Consider the following 19123-nt stretch of genomic DNA (forward strand, 5'->3'; position numbering starts at 1 on the left):
TCCGCATAACTCCCCTGAAGATGCTGCCTCGGTCGGCTGCGAGGCAGCATCTTCGGGGAAGTTGCCGGCCCCCCACCGCCGCGCGAGGGAGGTCAGTGGGAACGGGTGTGGATGGCGTGGCGGACCTCGTCGAGAAAGGCGGGGAAGTCGTGGCGGAAGCGCCGGGCGGTCAGGTGCAGGACGAGCCAGTCGGCACCGAGCAGCCGGTTCAGGCGTTCCCGGTCGCGGTGGAACTGCTCGGGGTCGTGGTGCCACAGGCCGTCGTACTCGATGGCGATCCGCCAATGTGGCCAGGCGAGGTCGACGCGGGCGAGGAACCGACCGTCGCGTTCCACGACGAACTGGGTCATCGGGGCCGGCAGGCCGGCCAGCACCAGCCGCACCCGTAGCCGGGACTCCTGGGGCGACTCGGCTCCGCCGTCGACGAGGCGGGCCACCTCGAGCATCCGCCGCCAGCCGCGCTCGCCCGATCTGGCGTGGGCCAGCTCCCGCAGCTCGTGGGTGGTGACCAGACCCCGGCCGAGCAGCCGGTCCACCACGGCGACCGCGTCCTCGGCGCGGAGCCACTGCGCCAGATCCCAGCTCGTCCGCCGAAGCGTGGTGACGCGCAGCCCTCCGCGCAGGCAGACGTCCTGCTCGGTGAGGATCGCGTTGTGCGTGACGAAGCCGGCGACCTGCCCGAAGCGCTGCGCCGTCGGCAGTAAGACGTCGATCGGCTCGTCGGCCGGGACCTCGTCGGCACCGAACAGGGCTGCGGCGCTCCGGCCCGCGATCGCCGCCGTCGGGGGGAGCACCCAGCGCGAAGCCGCCGCGCAACGGACGGGATGCGAGATGGTCAGCCGGGAATCGGCGAAGACGTCCCTGAACAGCGGCCGCCACGCGCTGCTGCGCAACTCGGCTCGGGTCAGCGTCCCACGAGCGACCATCTCCGAGCCGCGGAAGACCTGCCCCCGTAACTCGGCGGGGCGTCGCGCGGGAACTGGCACCCCTCCACCCTGGAGCCCCGCAGTCCTCCGCACCATCCCCTGTGGATAACCTCCGCGCCCTCACGCAGGCACGATGCGGGCAATTTCGGGGAAGATGCCGCCTCGATCGGTGCTGAGGCAGCAGCTTCCCCGAAGTTGCCCGCAGGAACGTGCTCGGTGGGTCAGGCGGCGGTGGACCAGATGGCGCGGAAGGCGGCCGCCTCGCCGGCCAGCCACTGCTCCACCTGGTCGGGCTTCACCGCCTCCGGCATGCGGTGGGACGTCCCGCGGCGGACGTCGACCAGGACCGGCGCGGCGTGCGGGAGCACGGCGTCCATGTGGCGGGCCATCAGGTGCAGCGTGGCCAGGGTGACCTCCTCGCTCGGGGGAGCCTCGTCGAAGTGCAGCCGGACGGCCTCGGCGTCGCCGTCCGCGTACCGGATGCCGAAGTGGGGGTTGATCTTGACGGGCAGGTCGCCCAGCATGGCCAGGGCGTCCCGGGTCTGGGCCAGGTCGACCCCGGTCGGCTCGCCGAGCGAGTGCAGCCAGGTGGTGGCGCCCGGCACGAGCGCCTCGTAGAGCGGGCGCCACCGGGGTTTGACCAGGTCGACGACCTGGGCCAGGTGGGTGCCGCCGGTGTGGAAGGCGACGTCGGCCTTGAGGGCCTTGACGAACTGGCCGTGCGGGTTGAACCCGTGTCGGCTGGCCCGCTGCTTGCGCAGGCCCCCGACGAAGGTCGCCTTGACCGGCCCGGTGCGGTCCACGTACCGGGTGAAGCCGAGGAGGGTGGCGTAGGGGGTGATCGGGGTCGCGGAGGTGGGCGCGGTCACGAGCGTCCTCCCAGGTCAGGAACTCGATTAGTACATACATTCTAATCGACGGGTCTGACATCGCCCAGGGTTCGGGGGTGGCTTGTGCAGAAGAGGCACGACGCGATTTTTGTGATCCAGGTCACTCGGGGTGAACGGCGGACCGCCTGCGACGTCTGGACGGTCCGGATACCTCTCGCGTTCATCCAGGGAGCATGATGCGTTCAGTTCGCACGATATCGACGCTGGCACTGCTGGTGCTGGGCGTCGCGGCGGCGGCACCGGGCGGTGCGCCGGCCTCGGCGCAGCCCCGGCCCGGGCACCCCGCGCCGACTCCGGCGGTCGCCGCCGAGCCGCGGTCGGTCACCCTGCTCACCGGGGACACCGTCCACGTCAGCACCGTGGCGGGCCGGACGACCGTCGACGTCGAGCCCGGCAAGGGGCGGGAGCGGATCCCGTTCCTCACCCACAGCGCCGGCACGGACGTACGGGTCGTCCCCGCCGACGCCGTCGGCCTGCTCAACCAGGGCCGGCTCGACGCGCGGCTCTTCGACATCTCGACGCTGATCGGCTTCGGGTACGACGACAGCCGGGCCACCCTGCCGCTCATCGTCGCGCACCGGGCCGCCGCCCCGGCCGGACTCACCGGCGCCCGGACCACCCGGGAACTGCGCGGCGCGAGCGCCGTCGCGGAGCGGCGTACCGAAGCGGTGTCCTTCTGGAACGGGCTCACCGAGGCCGGCAGCGGTCCCGAGCGGCGGTTGCGGGTCGGGTTCGACAAGGTCTGGCTCGACGGTCTGCGCCACCCCACCCTCGACGTCAGCGTCCCGCTGACCGGCGCGCCGCAGGCCTGGCAGGCCGGCTGGACGGGGGCCGGGGTGAAGGTCGGCGTCATCGACACCGGCGTCGACCAGACCCACCCCGACCTGGCCGACCAGGTCGCCGCGGTGGCCAACTTCACCACGGAGGCCGACACCCTCGACCGGGTCGGCCACGGCACCCACGTCGCCTCCACCATCGCCGGCACCGCCGCCGCGTCGCAGGGCCGGTTCAAGGGCATGGCGCCCGGCGCGCGGCTCTACAGCGCCAAGGTCTGCACCGAGCAGGGCTGCCCGGAGTCGGCGATCGTGGCCGGCATGACCTGGGCGGCGGAGCAGGGCGTCAAGGTGGCGAACATGAGCCTCGGCGGTACGGACAGCCCCGGAACGGACCCGATCGAGGCGGCCCTGTCCGACCTCACCCACCGCTACGGCGTGCTGTTCGTCGTCGCGGCCGGCAACACCGGCATGGCCGGTGAGTCCACCGTGAACTCGCCCGGTGGCGTGGACGAGGCGCTGACCGTGGGCGCCGTCAGCAAGGCCGGCGAGCTGGCCGAGTTCTCCAGCCGGGGACCGCGCGTCGGCGACGCCGGCATCAAGCCGGACATCACCGCCCCCGGTGTCGGCATCCTCGCCGCCCGCAGTGCGGCCTCCGACCGCTGGCCGGACGAGCAGAACCCGCAGTACACCAACCTCTCCGGCACCTCCATGGCCACGCCGCACGTGGCCGGCGCGGCGGCGATCCTGGTCCAGCAGCACCCCGACTGGACCCCGGAGCGGATCAAGTCCACGCTGATGGCGGCCGCCCGCCCGAACGCCGCCATCGGCGTCTACGAGCAGGGTGCGGGCGTCCTCGACGTCGCCCGGGCGATCGGCCAGACCGTCACCGCCAGCCCGGTGAGCGTCGCCTTCGAGCGGACCGGCGCCGTGCAGCAGCGGACCATCACGTACGCCAACAGCGGCGCCACCCCGCTCACCCTGGCCGTCTCCCTCGACGCCCGGGACGCCGACGGCGCCCCGGCGCCGGCCGGCCTGTTCGGCCTGGACGCCTCCTCGGTGACCGTCCCGGCGGGCGGCACGGCGAGCGTGACCGTGACCGTGCAGGCCGGCGCCGACCTGCCCGACCGCTACGTCGGCGGCGAGGTGACCGCCACCGGCGGCGGTACGCAGGTGCAGACCCCGGTCGCCCTGGACATCGCCCGCCACCAGCTCGCCCTCACCCTGGTCGGCCCGGACGGCGGAGCGCCCACGGCCGACCAGTCCTGGGTGACCGTCCTGACCGACCTGGACCGGCAGACCATCCTCGTGCTCGACGACCCGTCGACCACCCGGTACCGGGTCCGCGCGGGCCGCTACCTGGTCCAGACGTACCTGGTGACCGGCGACCCGAACGCCGCGGACATCACGTCGCTGGTGCGCCCGAGCCTCGACCTGACCGGGGACCAGGCCCTCACCATGGACGCCCGGCTGGCGAAGCCGCTGGTGGTGTCGGTGCCGAACCGCAAGGCCACCGCGGTCTGGCAGGAGTCCGGCTGGACGATGCGGACCGAGCAGCCGCGGATCTGGGGCGGCAACGACCCGTTCGGCGTACTCATGAACGTGCCCTTCGACCACGTGCGGACCGCGCAGGTGGGGGCCGGCGCGACGCCGGGCTTCGTCTCCTACGTGCACGGCATGTGGGGGCAGATCGCCAAGGACGGCACGCTGCACAACAGCCCGTACGCCTACCGGGTCTACCTCTACGAGCCGGAGCGGATGATGACCGGGCTGAACCGCCGGCTGGGCGCCGGTGACTTCGCCACGGTCCGCTCCCGGATCAGCGCGGACGTGCCCGGCGTGGCGGCCTGGCGGACCGCGGTCGCGCACGCGCCCGGCAACTCGCCGGTCTACCGGGACGACCGCAACATCCCGCCGGCCTTCACCTACGACGTGCCGCGCACGATCACCGAGTACTACAACCAGGACAAGCAGGCGGTCTGGCAGTCCTCGTCGGCCCAGCTGGGCTACACGTACTACCAGTCGGCGTGGACCAGCTTCCAGCCCGGCCGCACGTACACCGTGAAGTGGGCGAACGGGGTGGCCGGCCCGGTCTTCCCGGAGCCGAACTTCGGCCAGCAGTTCGCCACCCGCTACTGGGGCGACACCATCGGCGGCCCGGGCCCGCTGCACGGCGACGGCGCCGGGCACATGGGCTTCCGCCACGTCCGGGGCGGCAGCGTGCAGGTGGACCTCTACCGCGACGGGGTGAAGGTCGGCGCGGCCAACCAGACGCCCTGGTCGTGGGACGTGCCGGCGGAGGCGGGTCGGTACCGGCTGGCCGCCACCTTCCGCAGCGACCCGGCGTTCGCCCTGTCGACAGTGGTCCAGGCCGAGTGGACGTTCGCCTCCGGGCACGTCGCCGACGGCGAACTGGTGAAGCTGCCGATGACGGCGGTCCGGTACGACCCGGAGCTGACCGTCGACAACCGGGCGCCGGCCAACCAGCTGTTCCCGATCCCGGTCACGCTCGACCGTCAGGTCGGCGCGGCGCCGGGGCGGACCACCGACCTGACCGTCGAGGCGTCCTTCGACGACGGCGCGACGTGGCGGCAGCTGACCGTGCGGCGCTCCGGCGAGACGGCGGTCGCCTGGGTGCGCCACCCGGTCGGCACCGGCTTCGTCTCGCTGCGTGCCGCGGCGACGGACACCGCCGGAAACACGGTGAAGCAGACCGTGATCCGCGCCTACCGGTACTGACCGGGTAACCCGGACGCGGCGCCCGCCGGCGTCGCGTCCGGGCCACCGGCCACGGCCCACCCGACGGTGTCGGTCAGCCCCGGTCGAGCCGGTGGACCCGCGCGACCGCGGCGGACCGCTCGGCCGGGTCGTCGTGCTCCTCCCCGAGCTCCACCGCGTACGCGCGCAGCAGCTCGTGCATCCGCCACCGGTCACCGCCGGCGGCCTGCACCAGCGACTGCGCCCCGAGCTCGGCGAGCAGGCCCCGGGCGGTACGCGGGGAGAGCCCGGCCAGCGCCGCCACCGATTCCGTGCCCGGCTCCCCGGCCGGGTGCAGGGGCAGCAGCCGGAAGAGCCGGGCCGCCCCGGGCGTCAGGGCCCGGTACGACCACGAGAAGACCGCCTCCAGCTCGGCGTACCCGTCACCGAAGCCGGTCAACCGGCCGTCGGCGTCGGCCAGCTCGGCGGCGATCGCGGGCAGGCCCAGCCCGGGCCGGGCGACGCTGCGGGCGGCGACCAGCGCCAGGGCCAGCGGCAGTCGGCCGCACCGGGCGACGATCTCGTCGACGGCGGCCGGGGCGGCGGTGGCCGCGCCGCCCAGCCGGCGGGTGAACAGCTCCCGGGCCTCCGCCTCGGCCGGCAGGTCGAGGTGCAGCCGGTGGGCGCCCGTCGCGCCGGTGATCCGACGTCGGCTGGTGGCGATGACCAGACTGCTTCCGCTGCCGGGCAGCAGGTGCCGCAGCTGGTCGGCGTCGCGGCAGTTGTCGAGCAGCACCAGCATCCGGCGTTCGGCCAGGATGCTGCGGTAGAGGCCGGCCTGGGCGTGCAGCTCGGCCGGGATGGCGGCCGGCGCGACCCCGAGGGACCACAGGAACCCGCGCAGCGCCTCCGTCGGTGTCATCGCCGGGTCGCCGGCGTCGAAGCCGCGCAGGTCGGCGTGGAGCTGCCCGTCGGGGTGGCGGGCGGTGAGCCGGTGGGCCAGGTGCACCGCGAAGGTGGTCTTCCCGACGCCGGGCATCCCGTCGACGATCAGCGTGCCGGCCCGGTCGGCGCCGAGCAGCGCCTCCTCCGCGGCGGCCAGCGGGTCACCCCGGCCGGTGAAGAAGGGGTGGTCGGCCGGCAGCTGCGCCGGCGGGCCGGGCCGCACCGGCCGGTGACGCGGCGGCCCGGACCCGCCGCCCCCGGGCGCCCCGGGTCGGTCCGCCGCCGCCGCACCGGACGGCCGGGCGGTGTCGGCGGCATCGAGCAGGCTGTCCCGGGCCGCCCGGAGTTCACCGCCCGGCCGGATGCCGAGCTCGTCGGCGAGCCGGTGCGCGATCTCGGCGTAGGTGGCCAGGGCCTCGGTGCGCCGGCCGTCGGCGGCCAGCGCGAGCAGCAGCCGGGCGTGCAGCGCCTCGTCCAACGGCTCGTACCCGGCGGCCAGCCGGAGCGCGGGCAGCAGGGTGTGCGCCCGACCGACCGGCAGTGCGGCGTCGACCGCGGACCGGACCGCCGCGGACCACTCGCCGTCGACCGCCGCGAACGCGGCGGGGACCCGACCTCCGCCGCGCAGGTCCGAGGCGCAGCGGTCCCGCCACAGCGCCAGCGCCTGCCGGTAGAGCTCGACGTCCGGCCGGCCGGCGCCGCCGCCGGCCCGGGCGACCAGGGACCGGAAGCGCAGCAGGTCCAGCGAGTCGCCGTCGACCCGCAGCCGGTAGCCCGCGCCGTCGCGGACCAGCACCGAACCGGCCTCCCGGGCGGGCAGCTCCGGCTCGAAGCGCCGGCGCAGGATCCCGACGTGCCGGTGCACCACGTTGACCGCGCTGGGCGGCGGGCCGGACTCCCAGAGCAGGTCGACGAGCTCGGCGACGCTCACCGCGCCGCCCGCCCGCACGAGCAGCGACGCCAGGATCAGCCGCTGCTGCCGGGTCCCCAGGTCGATCTCGGACCCGGCACGCCAGGCCCGCACCGGACCGAGGACGGCGAACGAGAGCGGTACGGCGGTCGGGGCAGGACGGGCGGCCATGGTCGCCGCAGCATGTCAGCCACCGCCCGGCGCGGCGGTCGGACGCGGCGGCAATGTGAGCCGCGACTCAGCGCGTCGCCGCTGCTCAGGCCACCCCCATGCCGGTACGCAGGGCGCGCAGCGCATGGTGGGTGCGGGACTTCACCGTGCCGATCGGCACCCCCAGCCGGCCCGCGACCTCCTCCGCCGACCGGCCGACGAGGTAGACCTCGGAGAGCAGGCTGCGCTGCGCCGGGCTCAACCGGCCGATCGCGTACCGGATGGCGTGCGCCGCCAGCGCGCTGCCGGTGGTGTCGTCCCGGGCGGGGATCCAGGTCAGGTCGACGAGCTGCACCTCGGTCGGGCGGGCCCGCCGCAGCCGGACGCCGTCGACGACGAGCCGCCGGGCGACGGTGCAGAGCCAGCGACGGGCGGCGTCGGGTTCGACCGGCACCGCGTCGAGGTGCCGCCAGGCCCGCAGCATCGTCTCCTGGAGCAGGTCCTCGGCGGTCTGCCGCTGGCCACGGGTCAGCACCAGCAGCAGCCGCAGCACGGCCCGGGCGTGCGCGGCGTGCAGCGCGGTCATCAGCTCGGCCGGACCGGCCGGCGCCTCGTCGGGTGCCCGCAGCACGAGATACCCCCAACAGCCAGGAGCAACGGTGGATGCGGCTCGAGCCTAGGCAGGCGCGGTGCTGACGGACTGACGTGGAAGTGCCGATCGAGTGCCGTCGCCGGCCGCTGTCGGTCAGGGACGCGACGTGACCCCGGCGAGCAGGTCGGCCAGCCGTCGGCCGGTGCGGGACTGCGCGTACGGGATCAGGGCCAGCGCCTCCCGCCAGGCCCGTACCGCGGCGTCCCGGTCGCCGCCGGCGGCGAGGGCGTCACCGAGCAGGGCCAGCACCTCCGCCGCCGGTGCCGCGGCCGAGGCCTCCTGGTACGCGACGGCCGCCTCGCGCCAGCACTCGACGGCCCGGGTCGGCTCCCGGCCGGCCGAGTACGCCCGACCGAGCGCCTCCCACGCCTCGGCGACGCCCAGCCGGTACCCGGTCGCCCGGGACAGCGCCATCGCCTGCTCGGCGCAGCGGACGGCCGATTCCGCCCGGCCCAGTTCGGCGTGGCTGGCGGCCAGGATGACCAGGGTGTCGGCGAGCAGTTTGTCGTCGCCCACCGCGCGGGCCGGTTCCAGCGCCGCGGACAACCCCCGGACCACCTCCTCGTGTCGCCCCTGGACGCTGAGGATCATCACCCGGTTGATCTCGGCCCGGGTCCGCTCGCCGTCCAGGCCGAGCCGGGCGAGCAGATCGAGCGCCCGGTCGAGGTGGTCGAGCGCGGTCTCGGGCTCGCCCCGGAAGTAGGCGGCCCCGGCGAGGCTGCGGTGCATCCGGGCCTGACCGACCAGGTCGCCGCCGGCCCGGGCGGCGGCCAGGGCCACCTCGCCGGTCGCCGTCCACTCGGCGAACCGGCCGCTGCGGTCGAAGAAGTGCTGCATGCCCAAGGCGAGGTGCCAGGCGTCGGCGTGCCGGCCCTGCCGGGCGGCCCGGCCGACCAGCGCGGTCAGCACCGGCCGCTCGGCGGTGAACCAGCGCATGGCCTCGCCGTCGTCGGTGAAGCGCAGTGGGGTCTCGCCCGGCCCCGGCTCGATCAACGGCTGGTCCTCGGAGGTCAGCAGCCGCCGGTGTGCCTGGTAGCCGGTGGCCCGGTAGAACCGCAGGCAGCGCAGCTCCGCCGCCGAGCGGTCGGCCGGGCTGTCGTGCTCCTCGCCGAGTTCGGTGGCGTAGGCCAGCAGCAGGTCGTGGGCGCGGTAACGACCCGGCGGGTCCTCGCCGACCAGGTGCGCGCGGCTCAGCTCGCCGATCAGGGCGCGCGCGTCCCGCACCGGCACGCCGGCCAGGCCGGCCGCCCCGGCGACCGAGACGTCCGGGCCGGGGTGCAGCGGCAGCAGCCGGAACAGCCGGGCCGCCGGCGCGGAGAGCGACCGGTACGACCAGGAGAAGGCGGCGCGCAGGCCGCTCTGCGGGTCGTCGCCGTCGAACCCGTCCAGGCTCCCGGAGGCCTCGGCGAGCTCGGCGGCGATCCGTTGCGGGGACGTGCGCGGCAGGCTGGCCGCGCGGGCGGCCACCACGGCCAGCGCCAGCGGCAGCCGCCCGCACGCGGCGATGACGGCGTCGACCGCCGCCGGGTCGGCCGTGCCGTGACCGGCGCCCAGTGGCCGCAGCAGCACCGCCCGGGCCTCGTCGATGCTCGGCAGGTCGACCGGCAGCGGATGGGCGCCGGCCGCGGTCAGCAGGCTGCTCAGCCGGCAGCGGCTGGTGACGATGACCAGGCAGCCGGGGGTGCCCGGCAGCAGGTGCCGGATCTGGTCGGCGTCGCGGCAGTTGTCCAGCACGATCAGCAACCGCCGGCCGGCGAGGCTGCTGCGGTACATGCCCGCCTGGGCGTGCAGCTCGGCGGGGATGCGTTCCTGGGGCACCCCGAGGGAGCCGAGGAAGCCCCGCAGCGCCTCGGCCGGGCTCATCGCCGGTTCCCGTCCGTCGTACCCGCGCAGGTCGACGTAGAGCTGCCCGTCCGGATAGTCGTCGGCGAACTCGTGGGCGAGGTGGACGGCGAGGGCGGTCTTGCCGATCCCCGGCATGCCGTCGATCGCCAGCACCGCCGGCCCGCCCGGACGTGCCACCGCCGCCCGGGCCGCGGCGATGAGGTCACCCCGGCCGGCGAAGAAGGGCAGGTCCGGGGGGAGCTGCGCGGGGCGGGGGAGCGGAGCCGGGCCCGCCGTCCGCGCCGGCCCGGTGCGCTGGTGCAGCACCCGGTCGTACGCCTCCCGCAGCTCCTCGCCCGGGTCGATGCCCAGCTCGTCGGCGAGCCGGCGGCGTACCGCCCGGTACGTCTCGACGGCCTCCGCCTGGCGGCCGTCGGCGGCGAGCGCCAGCAGCAGCCGGCTCTGGAGCGACTCGTCGAGCGGGTGCTCCCCGGCGGCCTGCCGCAACGGCGCCAGCACTGCGCTCGGCCGCCCGCAGCGTTCGGCGGCGTCGGCGGCGTCGCGTACGGTCTGGGCGCGTTCGGCCTCCACGGCGAGGAAGGCGGGATGCCGGCGGGAGGTCGGCTCCAGGCCGGCGGCGCACCGGCCGCGCCAGAGCCGCAGTCCGTCCAGGGCGAGCCGCAGCGCCGCCTCCGGGTCGCCGTCGCGCAGGCTGCGTCCCGCCTGCCGGCTCAGCGACCGGAACCTCAGCAGGTCCAGGGACTCCTCGTCGGCGCGCAGCCGGTAGCCGGAGAGGTCCCGCAGGAGGTGCCGGCCGGTGGACCGGGTGGGCAGGTCGGGCTCGATCAGCCGGCGCAGCACCCCGACGTGCCGGTGCACGACGTTCGCGGCGCTGACCGGCGCCTCCTCCTCCCAGAGCAGGTCGACCAGCTCCGCCAGGGAGACCGGCGCGCCGGCCCGGGCCAGCAGCAGTCCGAGCACCAGCCGCTGCTGGCGGGCGCCCAGCGGCAGCTCCACGCCGGCGCGCAGGACCCGGACCGGGCCGAGCACCGAGAAGCCGATCGTCTGGTCCACCGCCGCGCGCACGGCGGCAACGGTAACCGGCCCTCCGCCACCCGGCGACCGGCCGGTCGCCAGGTGGCGGCCTACAGCTGGCCGACGTCGGTGATCCGGACGACGGCCACCCCGGCCTCGTCGGAGGCGGCCAGGTCGACCTGGGCGCTGATGCCCCAGTCGTGGTCGCCGTCGGGGTCGTCCAGGATCTGCCGCACGGTCCACGTGTCGCGGCCCTGCTCGATCATCAGCAGCGCCGGCCCGCGCGCGTCCGGACCCACCCCGATCGAGTCGTACGCCTCGAAGTACGGCTCCAGCGCGTCCGCCCAGGCGTCGGCGTCCCACCCGTTCGCCGCGTCCAGCTCGCCCAGCAGGTCCCAGCGCCGCAGGGCGGCCAGCTCGACCCGGCGGAACAGCGCGTTGCGCACCAGCACCCGGAACGCCCGGGCGTTGCGGGTGACCGCCGGCACCTTCTCCTCCAGGGAGGCGTGCGCCTGGGCGGCGTCGGCGACGTCGGAGGGATTGCGCAGCCGCTCCCACTCGTCGATCAGGCTGGAGTCGACCTGGCGGACCAGCTCGCCCAGCCACTCGATGAGGTCGACCAGCTCCTCGGTCTTGGCGTCCTCGGGGACGGTCTGCCGCAGCGTCTTGTACGCGTCGGCGAGGTAGCGCAGCACCAGCCCCTCGGAGCGGGTCAGCCCGTAGAACTGCACGTACTCGCCGAAGGTCATCGCCCGCTCGTACATGTCCCGGACGACGGACTTGGGGGAGAGCTCGTGGTCGGCCACCCAGGGGTGCCCCTGGCGGTACATCTCGTACGCCCCGCCGAGGAGCTCCGCGAGAGGCTTGGGCCAGGTCACCTCGTCGAGCAGCTCGATGCGGGCCTCGTACTCGATGCCCTCGGCCTTCATCGCGGCGACCGCCTCGCCGCGGGCCTTGAACTGCTGTGCCGACAGGATCTGCCGCGGGTTGTCGAGGATCGACTCGATCACGCTGAGCACGTCGAGGGCGTACGACGGGGACTCGGCGTCGAGCAGTTCGATGGCGGCCAGCGCCAGCGGCGAGAGCGGCTGGTTGAGCGCGAAGTCGAGTTGCAGGTCGACGGTGAGCCGGACCCGCCGGCCGGTCTCGTCCGGCTCGGGCAGCTCCTCGACCACCCCGCCGGCGCGCAGCGCCCGGTAGATGGCGATGGCCCGGCGGATGTGCCGGCGCTGGGCGGCGGCGTCCTCGTGGTTGTCGGTGAGCAGGTGCCGCATCGCGGTGAACGCGTCGCCGGGGCGGCCGATCACGTTGAGCAGCATCGAGTGGCTGACCTGGAAGCTGGAGGTCAGCGGCTCCGGCTCGGCGTCGACCAGCCGCTGGAAGGTCGGCTCGCCCCAGCCGATCGAGCCCTCCGGCGGCTTCTTCTTGACCACCTTGCGGCGCTTCTTCGGGTCGTCGCCGGCCTTGGCGAGGGCCTTCTCGTTCTCGATGACGTGCTCGGGGGCCTGCACGACGACCCGGCCGATGGTGTCGAAGCCGGCCCGCCCGGCCCGGCCGGCGATCTGGTGGAACTCGCGGGCCTTGAGCAGCCGGGTCCGCACCCCGTCGTACTTGGACAGGCCGGTGAAGAGCACCGTGCGGATCGGCACGTTGATGCCGACGCCGAGGGTGTCCGTACCGCAGATGACCTTGAGCAGGCCGGCCTGGGCCAGGGTCTCCACCAGGCGGCGGTACTTGGGCAGCATGCCGGCGTGGTGCACGCCGATGCCGTGCCGGACCAGCCGGGACAGCGTCTTGCCGAAGCCGGAGGTGAACCGGAAGTTGCCGATCGCAGCGGCGATCATGTCCTTCTCGGCGCGGCTGCACACGTTGACGCTCATCAGCGCCTGGGCGCGTTCCAGGGCGGCGGCCTGGGTGAAGTGCACGACGTACACCGGGGCCTGCTTGGTCTCCAGCAGTTCCTCGAGCGTCTCGTGCAGCGGCGTGGTCGCGTACGAGAAGATCAGCGGGACCGGCCGCTCGGCCGAGCGGACGACGGCGGTGGGCCGGCCGGTACGCCGGCTCAGGTCGTCGACGAAGCGGGTGGTGTCGCCGAGGGTGGCGGACATCAGCACGAACTGCGCCTGCGGCAGCTCGACGATCGGCACCTGCCACGCCCAGCCCCGGTCGGGCTCGGCGTAGAAGTGGAACTCGTCCATGACCACCTGGCCGACGTCGGCCCGGGCGCCCTCGCGCAGCGCCAGGTTCGCCAGGATCTCCGCCGTGCAGCAGATGATCGGGGCGTCGGCGTTGACGCTGGCGTCCCCGGTGAGCATGCCGACGTTCTCCGCGCCGAAGACCTCGCAGAGGGCGAAGAACTTCTCCGACACCAGCGCCTTGATCGGCGCGGTGTAGAAGGTGGTGCGGTCGTCGGCCAGCGCCGCGAAGTGCGCCGCGATCGCCACCAGGCTCTTGCCCGAGCCGGTCGGCGTATTCATGATCACGTTCGCGCCGGAGACGATCTCGATGACCGCCTCCTCCTGGTGGGGATAGAGGTCGAGGCCGCGCTCGGACGCCCAGGTGGCGAACGCGTCGTAGAGGGTGTCGGGGTCGGCGGTCTTCGGCAGCGCGGCGGTGAGAGTCATGGCGGCTCCCATCGTGCCCGGATCATGGCCCCTCGCGCCAACCGGGTCCGCCGCGACGCCCGCCGGTGGCCCGCGCCGTCCCGCGGGTCCGGTTCCGCGCCCGCGCCGGCTGGGGGTACGCCCGCCGGTCAGCCCCGGGTCGCGTCGACCCGCCGGTGGACCAGGTCGAAGACCGGCCGGCCGGCGGCCAGCGCCCGCCGCTCGAACTTGGTGACCGGGCGGTGCGCCGGTCGGGGAGCGTACCCGCCGTGCACGTCGACCAGCTCCGGGTCGGCGGTGAGCGTCTCGCGCATCGACTCGGCGTACGGCGCCCAGTCGGTGGCGCAGTGCAGGGTGCCGCCCGGGACCAGCCGGGAGCGCAGCAGCGCCACGTGCTCCGGCTGGATGATCCGCCGCTTGTGGTGCTTCGACTTGGGCCACGGGTCGGGGAAGAAGACGTGTACCGCGTCCAGCGAGCCCTCCGGCAGCGCCCGGACCAGGTCCAGCGCGTCGCCCTCGGCCACCCGCACGTTGTGCAGACCCTGCCGCTGGACCAGGTCCAGCAGGTTGGCGATTCCGGGGGTGTGCACCTCGACCGCCAGATAGTCCCGGCCCGGGTCGGCGGCGGCCATCACCGCCGTCGCGTCGCCCATCCCGGAGCCGATCTCCAGCACCAGCGGGGCCCGACGGCCGAAGAGCGTCGCCGGATCGAGCGGCCCGGTCAGCTCGGTCGCGATGTCGAAGCCGTAGGTGGGCCGGAGCCGGTCCAACGCGTCGGTCTGCCGGCCGCTCATCCGGCCGCGGCGCGGGTGGAAGGTGCGGATGCGGGACGCGGGGCCCGGCGGGCGCGCGGCAACGGGGTTCGGGTCGGTGGAGGTCACAGCGGACCGAGCGTACGTGACGGCTCCGCCGGAACGGATGTGGTGGGCGGCCGGGGGTGAGAGGATTCATCCCGTACGGCAGGACGGGCGGTCCGCTGCGCGGTACGGCCCACGGCGCCGGGAGGGGTCATGAGGTCAGTCACGCGGCTCGGCGCGGCGGTCGCGGTCGCGGCCTTCGTCGGCGCGTTGTCGGCGGCCGCCCCGGCGTTCGCCGGCGCGCCGCAGGTCCGGGGCGAACCGGCCCCCGTCGAGGAGACCCCGGCCGCCGGTGACGTGATCTTCATCGAGGTGACCCCGGCGACCGTGGAGGCGGGTTACCTGGTCGGCATCCGGGCGAGCTGCCGGGACAACTCGGTGCCCGCGATCGCGGTGTCGGACGCCTTCGGCCGGGTCCAGGTGCAGCCGCAGCGGGGTCTGCTCACCGCCTCGCCGATGGTCCATGACCGCACCCGACCGGGGAACTACCGGGTCAAGCTGGAGTGCCGGGGCGGCGAGACCGCCTCGACCATGCTCCAGGTGGTCAAGTCGGTACGCCCGACCGCGTCGCCGACCCGTCAGCCCACGCACCCACCCACGCACCCGCCCACCCATCGGCCCAGCCGGGGCCCGGCGACCGGGTTCGGCGGCACCGCCGACTCCGGAGGGCTGGGCGGGCTGCTCGTTCCCGGTGGGTTGGCGCTCACCGTGGCCGGGGTGGCCGTGGGGCTGACCGCCCGTCGTCGGCCGCGCGGCACCGTCCGGCGCTGAGGCCCGCCGTGGCGTCGCCCACCGCCCCGCCACCGGCCCGCGGCCGGCGTCCCTCCCCGTTCCCGGTCGCCGACCCGCCGCCCGAGCCGGCCTCGCCGGCCGTCGAGGCACCCGGGTCCGCGGCCGAACCACCGGCCACCGCCGCACCGTCCGCCGCCGCGCCGTCGGTTCCGGCCACCTCCGATCCGGCCGTCGGTGCGCCGTCCGTCCCGGCCGCCGCCGTGCCGTCCGGGCACCGGGTGGCCGGGCGACCCACGGGCCGGGTGTACGGGTCCCGGGCCCGACGGCCGGCACGCCCGGACGGGCGGCAGCGCGGCTCCACCTCCGGCGCGGCGCCCGGGCCGGAGATACCGGACACCGAGGCGCCGGCCCCGATCTGGGAGCCCGACCCGGCTGGGTCGCGGCTCCGGGAGCCGGCGCCGTCGGCGGCGATCTGGGAGCCGGAGCCGTCACCGCGGACCTCGTCGCCGGGCGCTCCCGAGCGGGTCGGGCCGTCCCCGGGACCTCGCCCCGACCCGGCGGTACCACCGGCGTCCGACGGCCGGCCGCCGCCCGCCCCGGCCGGCGGCAGCTGGTGGGCGGTGGACCAGCCGCCCGGTGACCTGCGGTCCCGCCCACCGGGCGCGGGTCGGGGGCAGCTGTCCCGGGCGGCCCGTTGGGTCGGCGCCTGGCAGCCGGTCTCGTCACCGCCGGCCGCCGGCCCGTCTTCCGCCCGGCGGGTCTCGGTGGTCCGCCCGGTGGTCGGCCGGGACCTGGTCGCCCCCGAGCGGGCCGCCCGGCCCGCCGACGCCCCGCCGCCGGTCCCGCCGGCGGCCGGCACCGCGTCCCGCCCGGACCGGGGTCGGGGGCGTCGCCCCTGGTCCGGCCCGCTGGCGATCGTGCTGGTGCTGTTCGGGATCTTCGCCACCGGGGCGGGACTGGGGCGCACCGCCGGCCCGTTCGACCGGTTGACCGGCGGCGGGGCGACCGAACGGGCCCCGGTCGCGGCGCGCGACGAACCCGCCCGGCTGCCGGCGAGCCGCCCGATCCGGCTCAGCGTGCCGGCGATCAAGGTGGTGGCGCCGGTCTCCGCGGTCGGCCAGGCCGCCGACGGCACCATCGCGGTGCCGCCGCTGAGCCGGCACAACGAGACCGGCTGGTACGACCGCGGCCCGACCCCCGGTGAGCCCGGCCCGGCGGTCATCGTCGGTCACGTGGACACCAAGACCGGCCCGTCGGTCTTCTACGGCCTGCGAAAACTGAAGCCGGGGGACCGGATCGAGGTGACCCGGGCGGATCGCAGCGTGGTCGTCTTCAAGGTCGACTCGGTCGAGTACTTCGACAAGGACAACCTCCCCGCCGACCGCGTGTACGGCGACCAGGGGCCGCCCGGTCTGCGCCTGATCACCTGCGGCGGCGACTGGGTCGGCGGGGGCACCGGCTACGCCGACAACGTCATCGCCTTCGCCTCGCTGGTCGAGACCCGCCGCCCCTGACCGTCGCCGGGGAGAGCGTCAGCCCTTGCCGGGCACCTGCTGGACCACCTCGAACTCCAGCAGCGTCGCGCCGGAGGCCACCGGTCGCCGCTGCTCGCCGCCCTCGCCGCCGGCGTGCGCCGCCCGGGACGGGCCGGCCGCCCACGCCTGGTAGGCCTCCTCCGTCTCCCAGCGGGTGTAGACGAAGTAGCGGGTCTCGCCGGCCACCGGGCGCAGCAGCTCGAAGCCGAGGAAGCCGGGGGAGTTCTGCACCGCGCCGGCCCGGGCCGCGAACCGCCGTTCCAGCTCCTCGCCGGCACCCGGCGGGACGTCGATCGCGTTGATCTTCACGACTGCCATGCGCCCCACCCTAGCCGCCGCGGCCCGGCCCGCAGCGGCTCAGAGCGGTTCGACGGCGGGCACCAGGTCGGCGTCGACCACGATCGGGGCGTGGTCGGAGGGTCCCTTGCCCTTGCGGGCCTCCCGGTCGACGTAGGCCGCGCGGACCGTGCGGGCGAACGGGGCGGAGGCGTACACCAGGTCGATCCGCATGCCCTTGTTCTGGTGGAACATCCCGGCCCGGTAGTCCCAGTAGGTGTAGGGGTGCGGCCCCTTCATCGGCGTCGGCACCACGTCGTCCAGGCCGAGGTCGCGCAGGGCGGCCAGGGCGGCCCGCTCCGCGGGGGTGACGTGGGTGGAGTGCCGGAACAGCGCCGGGTCCCACACGTCGGCGTCGGTGGGGGCGACGTTGAAGTCGCCGCAGACCGCCACCGGCAGGCCTCCGGCGAGTTCCGGTTCCAGCGCGTCCCGCAGGCCCGCGAACCAGGCCAGCTTGTACGCGTAGTGCGGGTCGTCGGGGGAGCGGCCGTTCGGGACGTACACCGACCAGACCCGCAGCCCGTCGCAGGTGGCGGAGATGGCCCGGGCCTCCGGCTCGGGGAACCCGGGCTCGCCCGCGAACCCGACGGTCACGTCGGCCAGCCCGACCCGGGACAGGATGGCCACCCCGTTCCACCGGCCGTCGCTGTGGCTGGCCACCGTGTAGCCCAGCTCGCCGACCTCGGCGACCGGGAACGCCCCGTCGGGGCACTTGGTCTCCTGCAGGCAGACGACGTCCGGCGCGGTGCCGGCGAGCCAGTCCAGCAGCCGGGGGAGGCGGGCCTTCACCGAGTTGACGTTCCAGGTCGCCAGGCGCATGGGTCCAGCCTGCCGCATCGGCGGCCCGCCCGCCGCGAAGGAGGGGCCCCTTGTCGACAGACGTCTGTTGACAAGGGGCCCCTCTGACGCCCGGCACGCCACGCACGCCGGAAGCGCCGCAGTGCCGGAGTGCCGGAGATCAGCTGCCCGGCGTGTCGTTCGGGCGGCTCTGCTCGGCCAGGAAGCGTTCCAGCTCGGCGCCGAGCTCGTCGGCGGTGGGCAGCGGCCCGTTCTCGGCGGCCAGCAGGTTCTTCTCGCCGCGTCCGCGGGCGAACGCGTCGTACTGCTCCTCCAGGGCCTGGACCAGCGCGGCGGCGTCGTCGGTCTGGGCGACCTGGCGGTCGATCTCGACCCGGACCACCTCGGCGGCGGCGCGCAGCCCGTCGTGCGGCAGCAGCAGGCCGGTGCTGCGCGACACCGAGCTGAGCAGCACCTCGGCGGCGGCCGGGTACTCGGCCTGGGCCACGTAGTGCGGCACGTGGGCGGCGAAGCCGAGGGCGTCGCGACCCTGCTGGCCCAGCCGGTACTCCAGCAGGTGGCCGATGCTGCCGGGCACCTGGACCCGCTGCAGCCACGGCTCGTAGCCGGCGATCAGCTCGGGGCGGGTGGCGTGCGCGGTGAGCCCGGTGGGCCGGGTGTGCGGCACCGCCATCGGGATCGAGTTGAGCCCGACGGTGAGTCGGACGTCGAGGCGGGCGGCGAGCCCGGCCACGGCGGCGGCGAACCGCTCCCACTGGAGGTCCGGCTCGGGGCCGGTGAGCAGCAGGAAGGGGGTCTCGTCGTCGTCGTGCAGCAGGTGCAGCGTGAGTTCGGGGGCGTCGTAGTGCTCCCAGTGGTCCTCGACGAAGGTCATCACCGGGCGCCGGGAGCGGTAGTCGAAGAGCTGGTCGACGTCGAAGGTGGCGATGGGACGCGCCTCCAGCGAGGTGAGCAGCTGCTCGCGTGCCAGCCGGGTGGCGTTGCCCGCGTCGACGAAGCCGGTCAGGGCCTGGATGAGCACGGGTTGGCCGAGGTCGGGCAGGTCGTCGGTGAGCTGGTAGAGCTCGTGTGGGTCGAGCACCGGTAGGGACCTCCTGGGAAACGCGCGTACGGGCGCCGCGCGGGAACGGCACCCGGTTCGGGGAACCACCCGCAATCCTGATCCATTCCATCAGGCGCCGGATCACCGGCCGTCGGGCCGTCCCATCGGGCCGCCGACCTCGTGGCCGGGGCCGTGGATGACCAGACATCCACCGTACGGGCCGACGGCGGGTCGGCCGTACGACCGATGCGGGTGATCTTGGCAGGTCGGGTGCCGGCGCGCGTGCTTCCCGCCTGCCCCGCCCGGCGGCGGGGCAGTTGACCGGTTGGCCCGACCCGGGCGGTTTGACGGGCCCTGGGTAGATAACCGGTGAACTGTCGACCTTGCGGGGTCTTGTTTGTGTTCAGCGCCACGTGAT

At 75.1% G+C, this 19123-nt stretch carries 13 protein-coding genes; 3 read left to right on the forward strand and 10 right to left on the reverse strand.

Annotation, left to right across the window (positions count from 1 at the left end):
• Nucleotides 1-92: 92 nt before the first annotated feature.
• Nucleotides 93-986 (reverse strand): endonuclease domain-containing protein, encoded by an 894-nt coding sequence (locus GA0070564_RS18355; protein ID WP_141714813.1) that lies wholly within the window; start codon nt 984-986, stop codon nt 93-95.
• A 161-nt stretch (nt 987-1147) separates the two neighbouring features.
• On the reverse strand, nt 1148-1795 hold the full coding sequence (locus GA0070564_RS18360; protein WP_091609895.1) for a hypothetical protein: 648 nt from the start codon (nt 1793-1795) through the stop codon (nt 1148-1150).
• Between the two features lie 197 nt (nt 1796-1992).
• Between GA0070564_RS18360 and GA0070564_RS18365 the strand changes: the two genes are divergently transcribed.
• Nucleotides 1993-5328 carry a S8 family serine peptidase gene (locus GA0070564_RS18365; RefSeq protein WP_091610333.1) on the forward strand — a complete coding sequence of 1112 codons (3336 nt, stop codon included), beginning with the start codon at nt 1993-1995 and terminating at the stop codon, nt 5326-5328.
• Between the two features lie 73 nt (nt 5329-5401).
• On the opposite strand, the gene GA0070564_RS18370 is transcribed toward GA0070564_RS18365, so the two are convergent.
• The 5 genes from GA0070564_RS18370 to trmB form a co-directional block, all read right to left on the reverse strand.
• Nucleotides 5402-7312: an AfsR/SARP family transcriptional regulator gene (locus tag GA0070564_RS18370; protein ID WP_091609896.1), complete on the reverse strand. Its 1911-nt coding sequence runs from the start codon at nt 7310-7312 to the stop codon at nt 5402-5404.
• 85 nt (nt 7313-7397) lie between these two features.
• Entirely contained in the window at nt 7398-7922 is a 525-nt protein-coding gene (locus tag GA0070564_RS18375; RefSeq protein ID WP_218104959.1) for a sigma-70 family RNA polymerase sigma factor, read from the reverse strand.
• A gap of 114 nt (nt 7923-8036) precedes the next feature.
• Nucleotides 8037-10853: an AfsR/SARP family transcriptional regulator gene (locus tag GA0070564_RS18380; protein ID WP_176730733.1), complete on the reverse strand. Its 2817-nt coding sequence runs from the start codon at nt 10851-10853 to the stop codon at nt 8037-8039.
• A gap of 59 nt (nt 10854-10912) precedes the next feature.
• On the reverse strand, nt 10913-13426 hold the full coding sequence (locus GA0070564_RS18385; protein ID WP_091609898.1) for a DEAD/DEAH box helicase: 2514 nt from the start codon (nt 13424-13426) through the stop codon (nt 10913-10915).
• Between the two features lie 128 nt (nt 13427-13554).
• A complete protein-coding gene (gene trmB, locus GA0070564_RS18390) occupies nt 13555-14286 on the reverse strand; it encodes a tRNA (guanosine(46)-N7)-methyltransferase TrmB (RefSeq protein ID WP_091609899.1) in 732 nt (243 codons plus the stop codon).
• Between the two features lie 129 nt (nt 14287-14415).
• Between trmB and GA0070564_RS18395 the strand changes: the two genes are divergently transcribed.
• Complete coding sequence (locus GA0070564_RS18395; protein WP_091609900.1) at nt 14416-15033, forward strand: hypothetical protein; 618 nt, start codon at nt 14416-14418, stop codon at nt 15031-15033.
• A 752-nt stretch (nt 15034-15785) separates the two neighbouring features.
• Entirely contained in the window at nt 15786-16508 is a 723-nt protein-coding gene (locus GA0070564_RS18400; protein ID WP_425412501.1) for a class F sortase, read from the forward strand.
• 18 nt (nt 16509-16526) lie between these two features.
• Here the strand turns inward: GA0070564_RS18400 and GA0070564_RS18405 are convergent, their stop codons facing one another.
• The 3 genes from GA0070564_RS18405 to GA0070564_RS18415 all read right to left on the reverse strand — a co-directional run bounded on the left by GA0070564_RS18405 (nt 16527) and on the right by GA0070564_RS18415 (nt 18744).
• Nucleotides 16527-16847, reverse strand: coding sequence for an antibiotic biosynthesis monooxygenase family protein (locus GA0070564_RS18405; RefSeq protein ID WP_091609901.1), 321 nt, complete (start codon nt 16845-16847; stop codon nt 16527-16529).
• A gap of 39 nt (nt 16848-16886) precedes the next feature.
• Nucleotides 16887-17684, reverse strand: coding sequence for an exodeoxyribonuclease III (locus GA0070564_RS18410; RefSeq protein ID WP_091609902.1), 798 nt, complete (start codon nt 17682-17684; stop codon nt 16887-16889).
• 139 nt (nt 17685-17823) lie between these two features.
• Nucleotides 17824-18744 carry a proteasome assembly chaperone family protein gene (locus GA0070564_RS18415; protein ID WP_091609903.1) on the reverse strand — a complete coding sequence of 307 codons (921 nt, stop codon included), beginning with the start codon at nt 18742-18744 and terminating at the stop codon, nt 17824-17826.
• Between the last annotated feature and the right edge of the window lie 379 nt (nt 18745-19123).

This window comes from Micromonospora mirobrigensis, from assembly GCF_900091555.1.
Classification (GTDB): Bacteria; Actinomycetota; Actinomycetes; order Mycobacteriales; family Micromonosporaceae; genus Micromonospora; species Micromonospora mirobrigensis.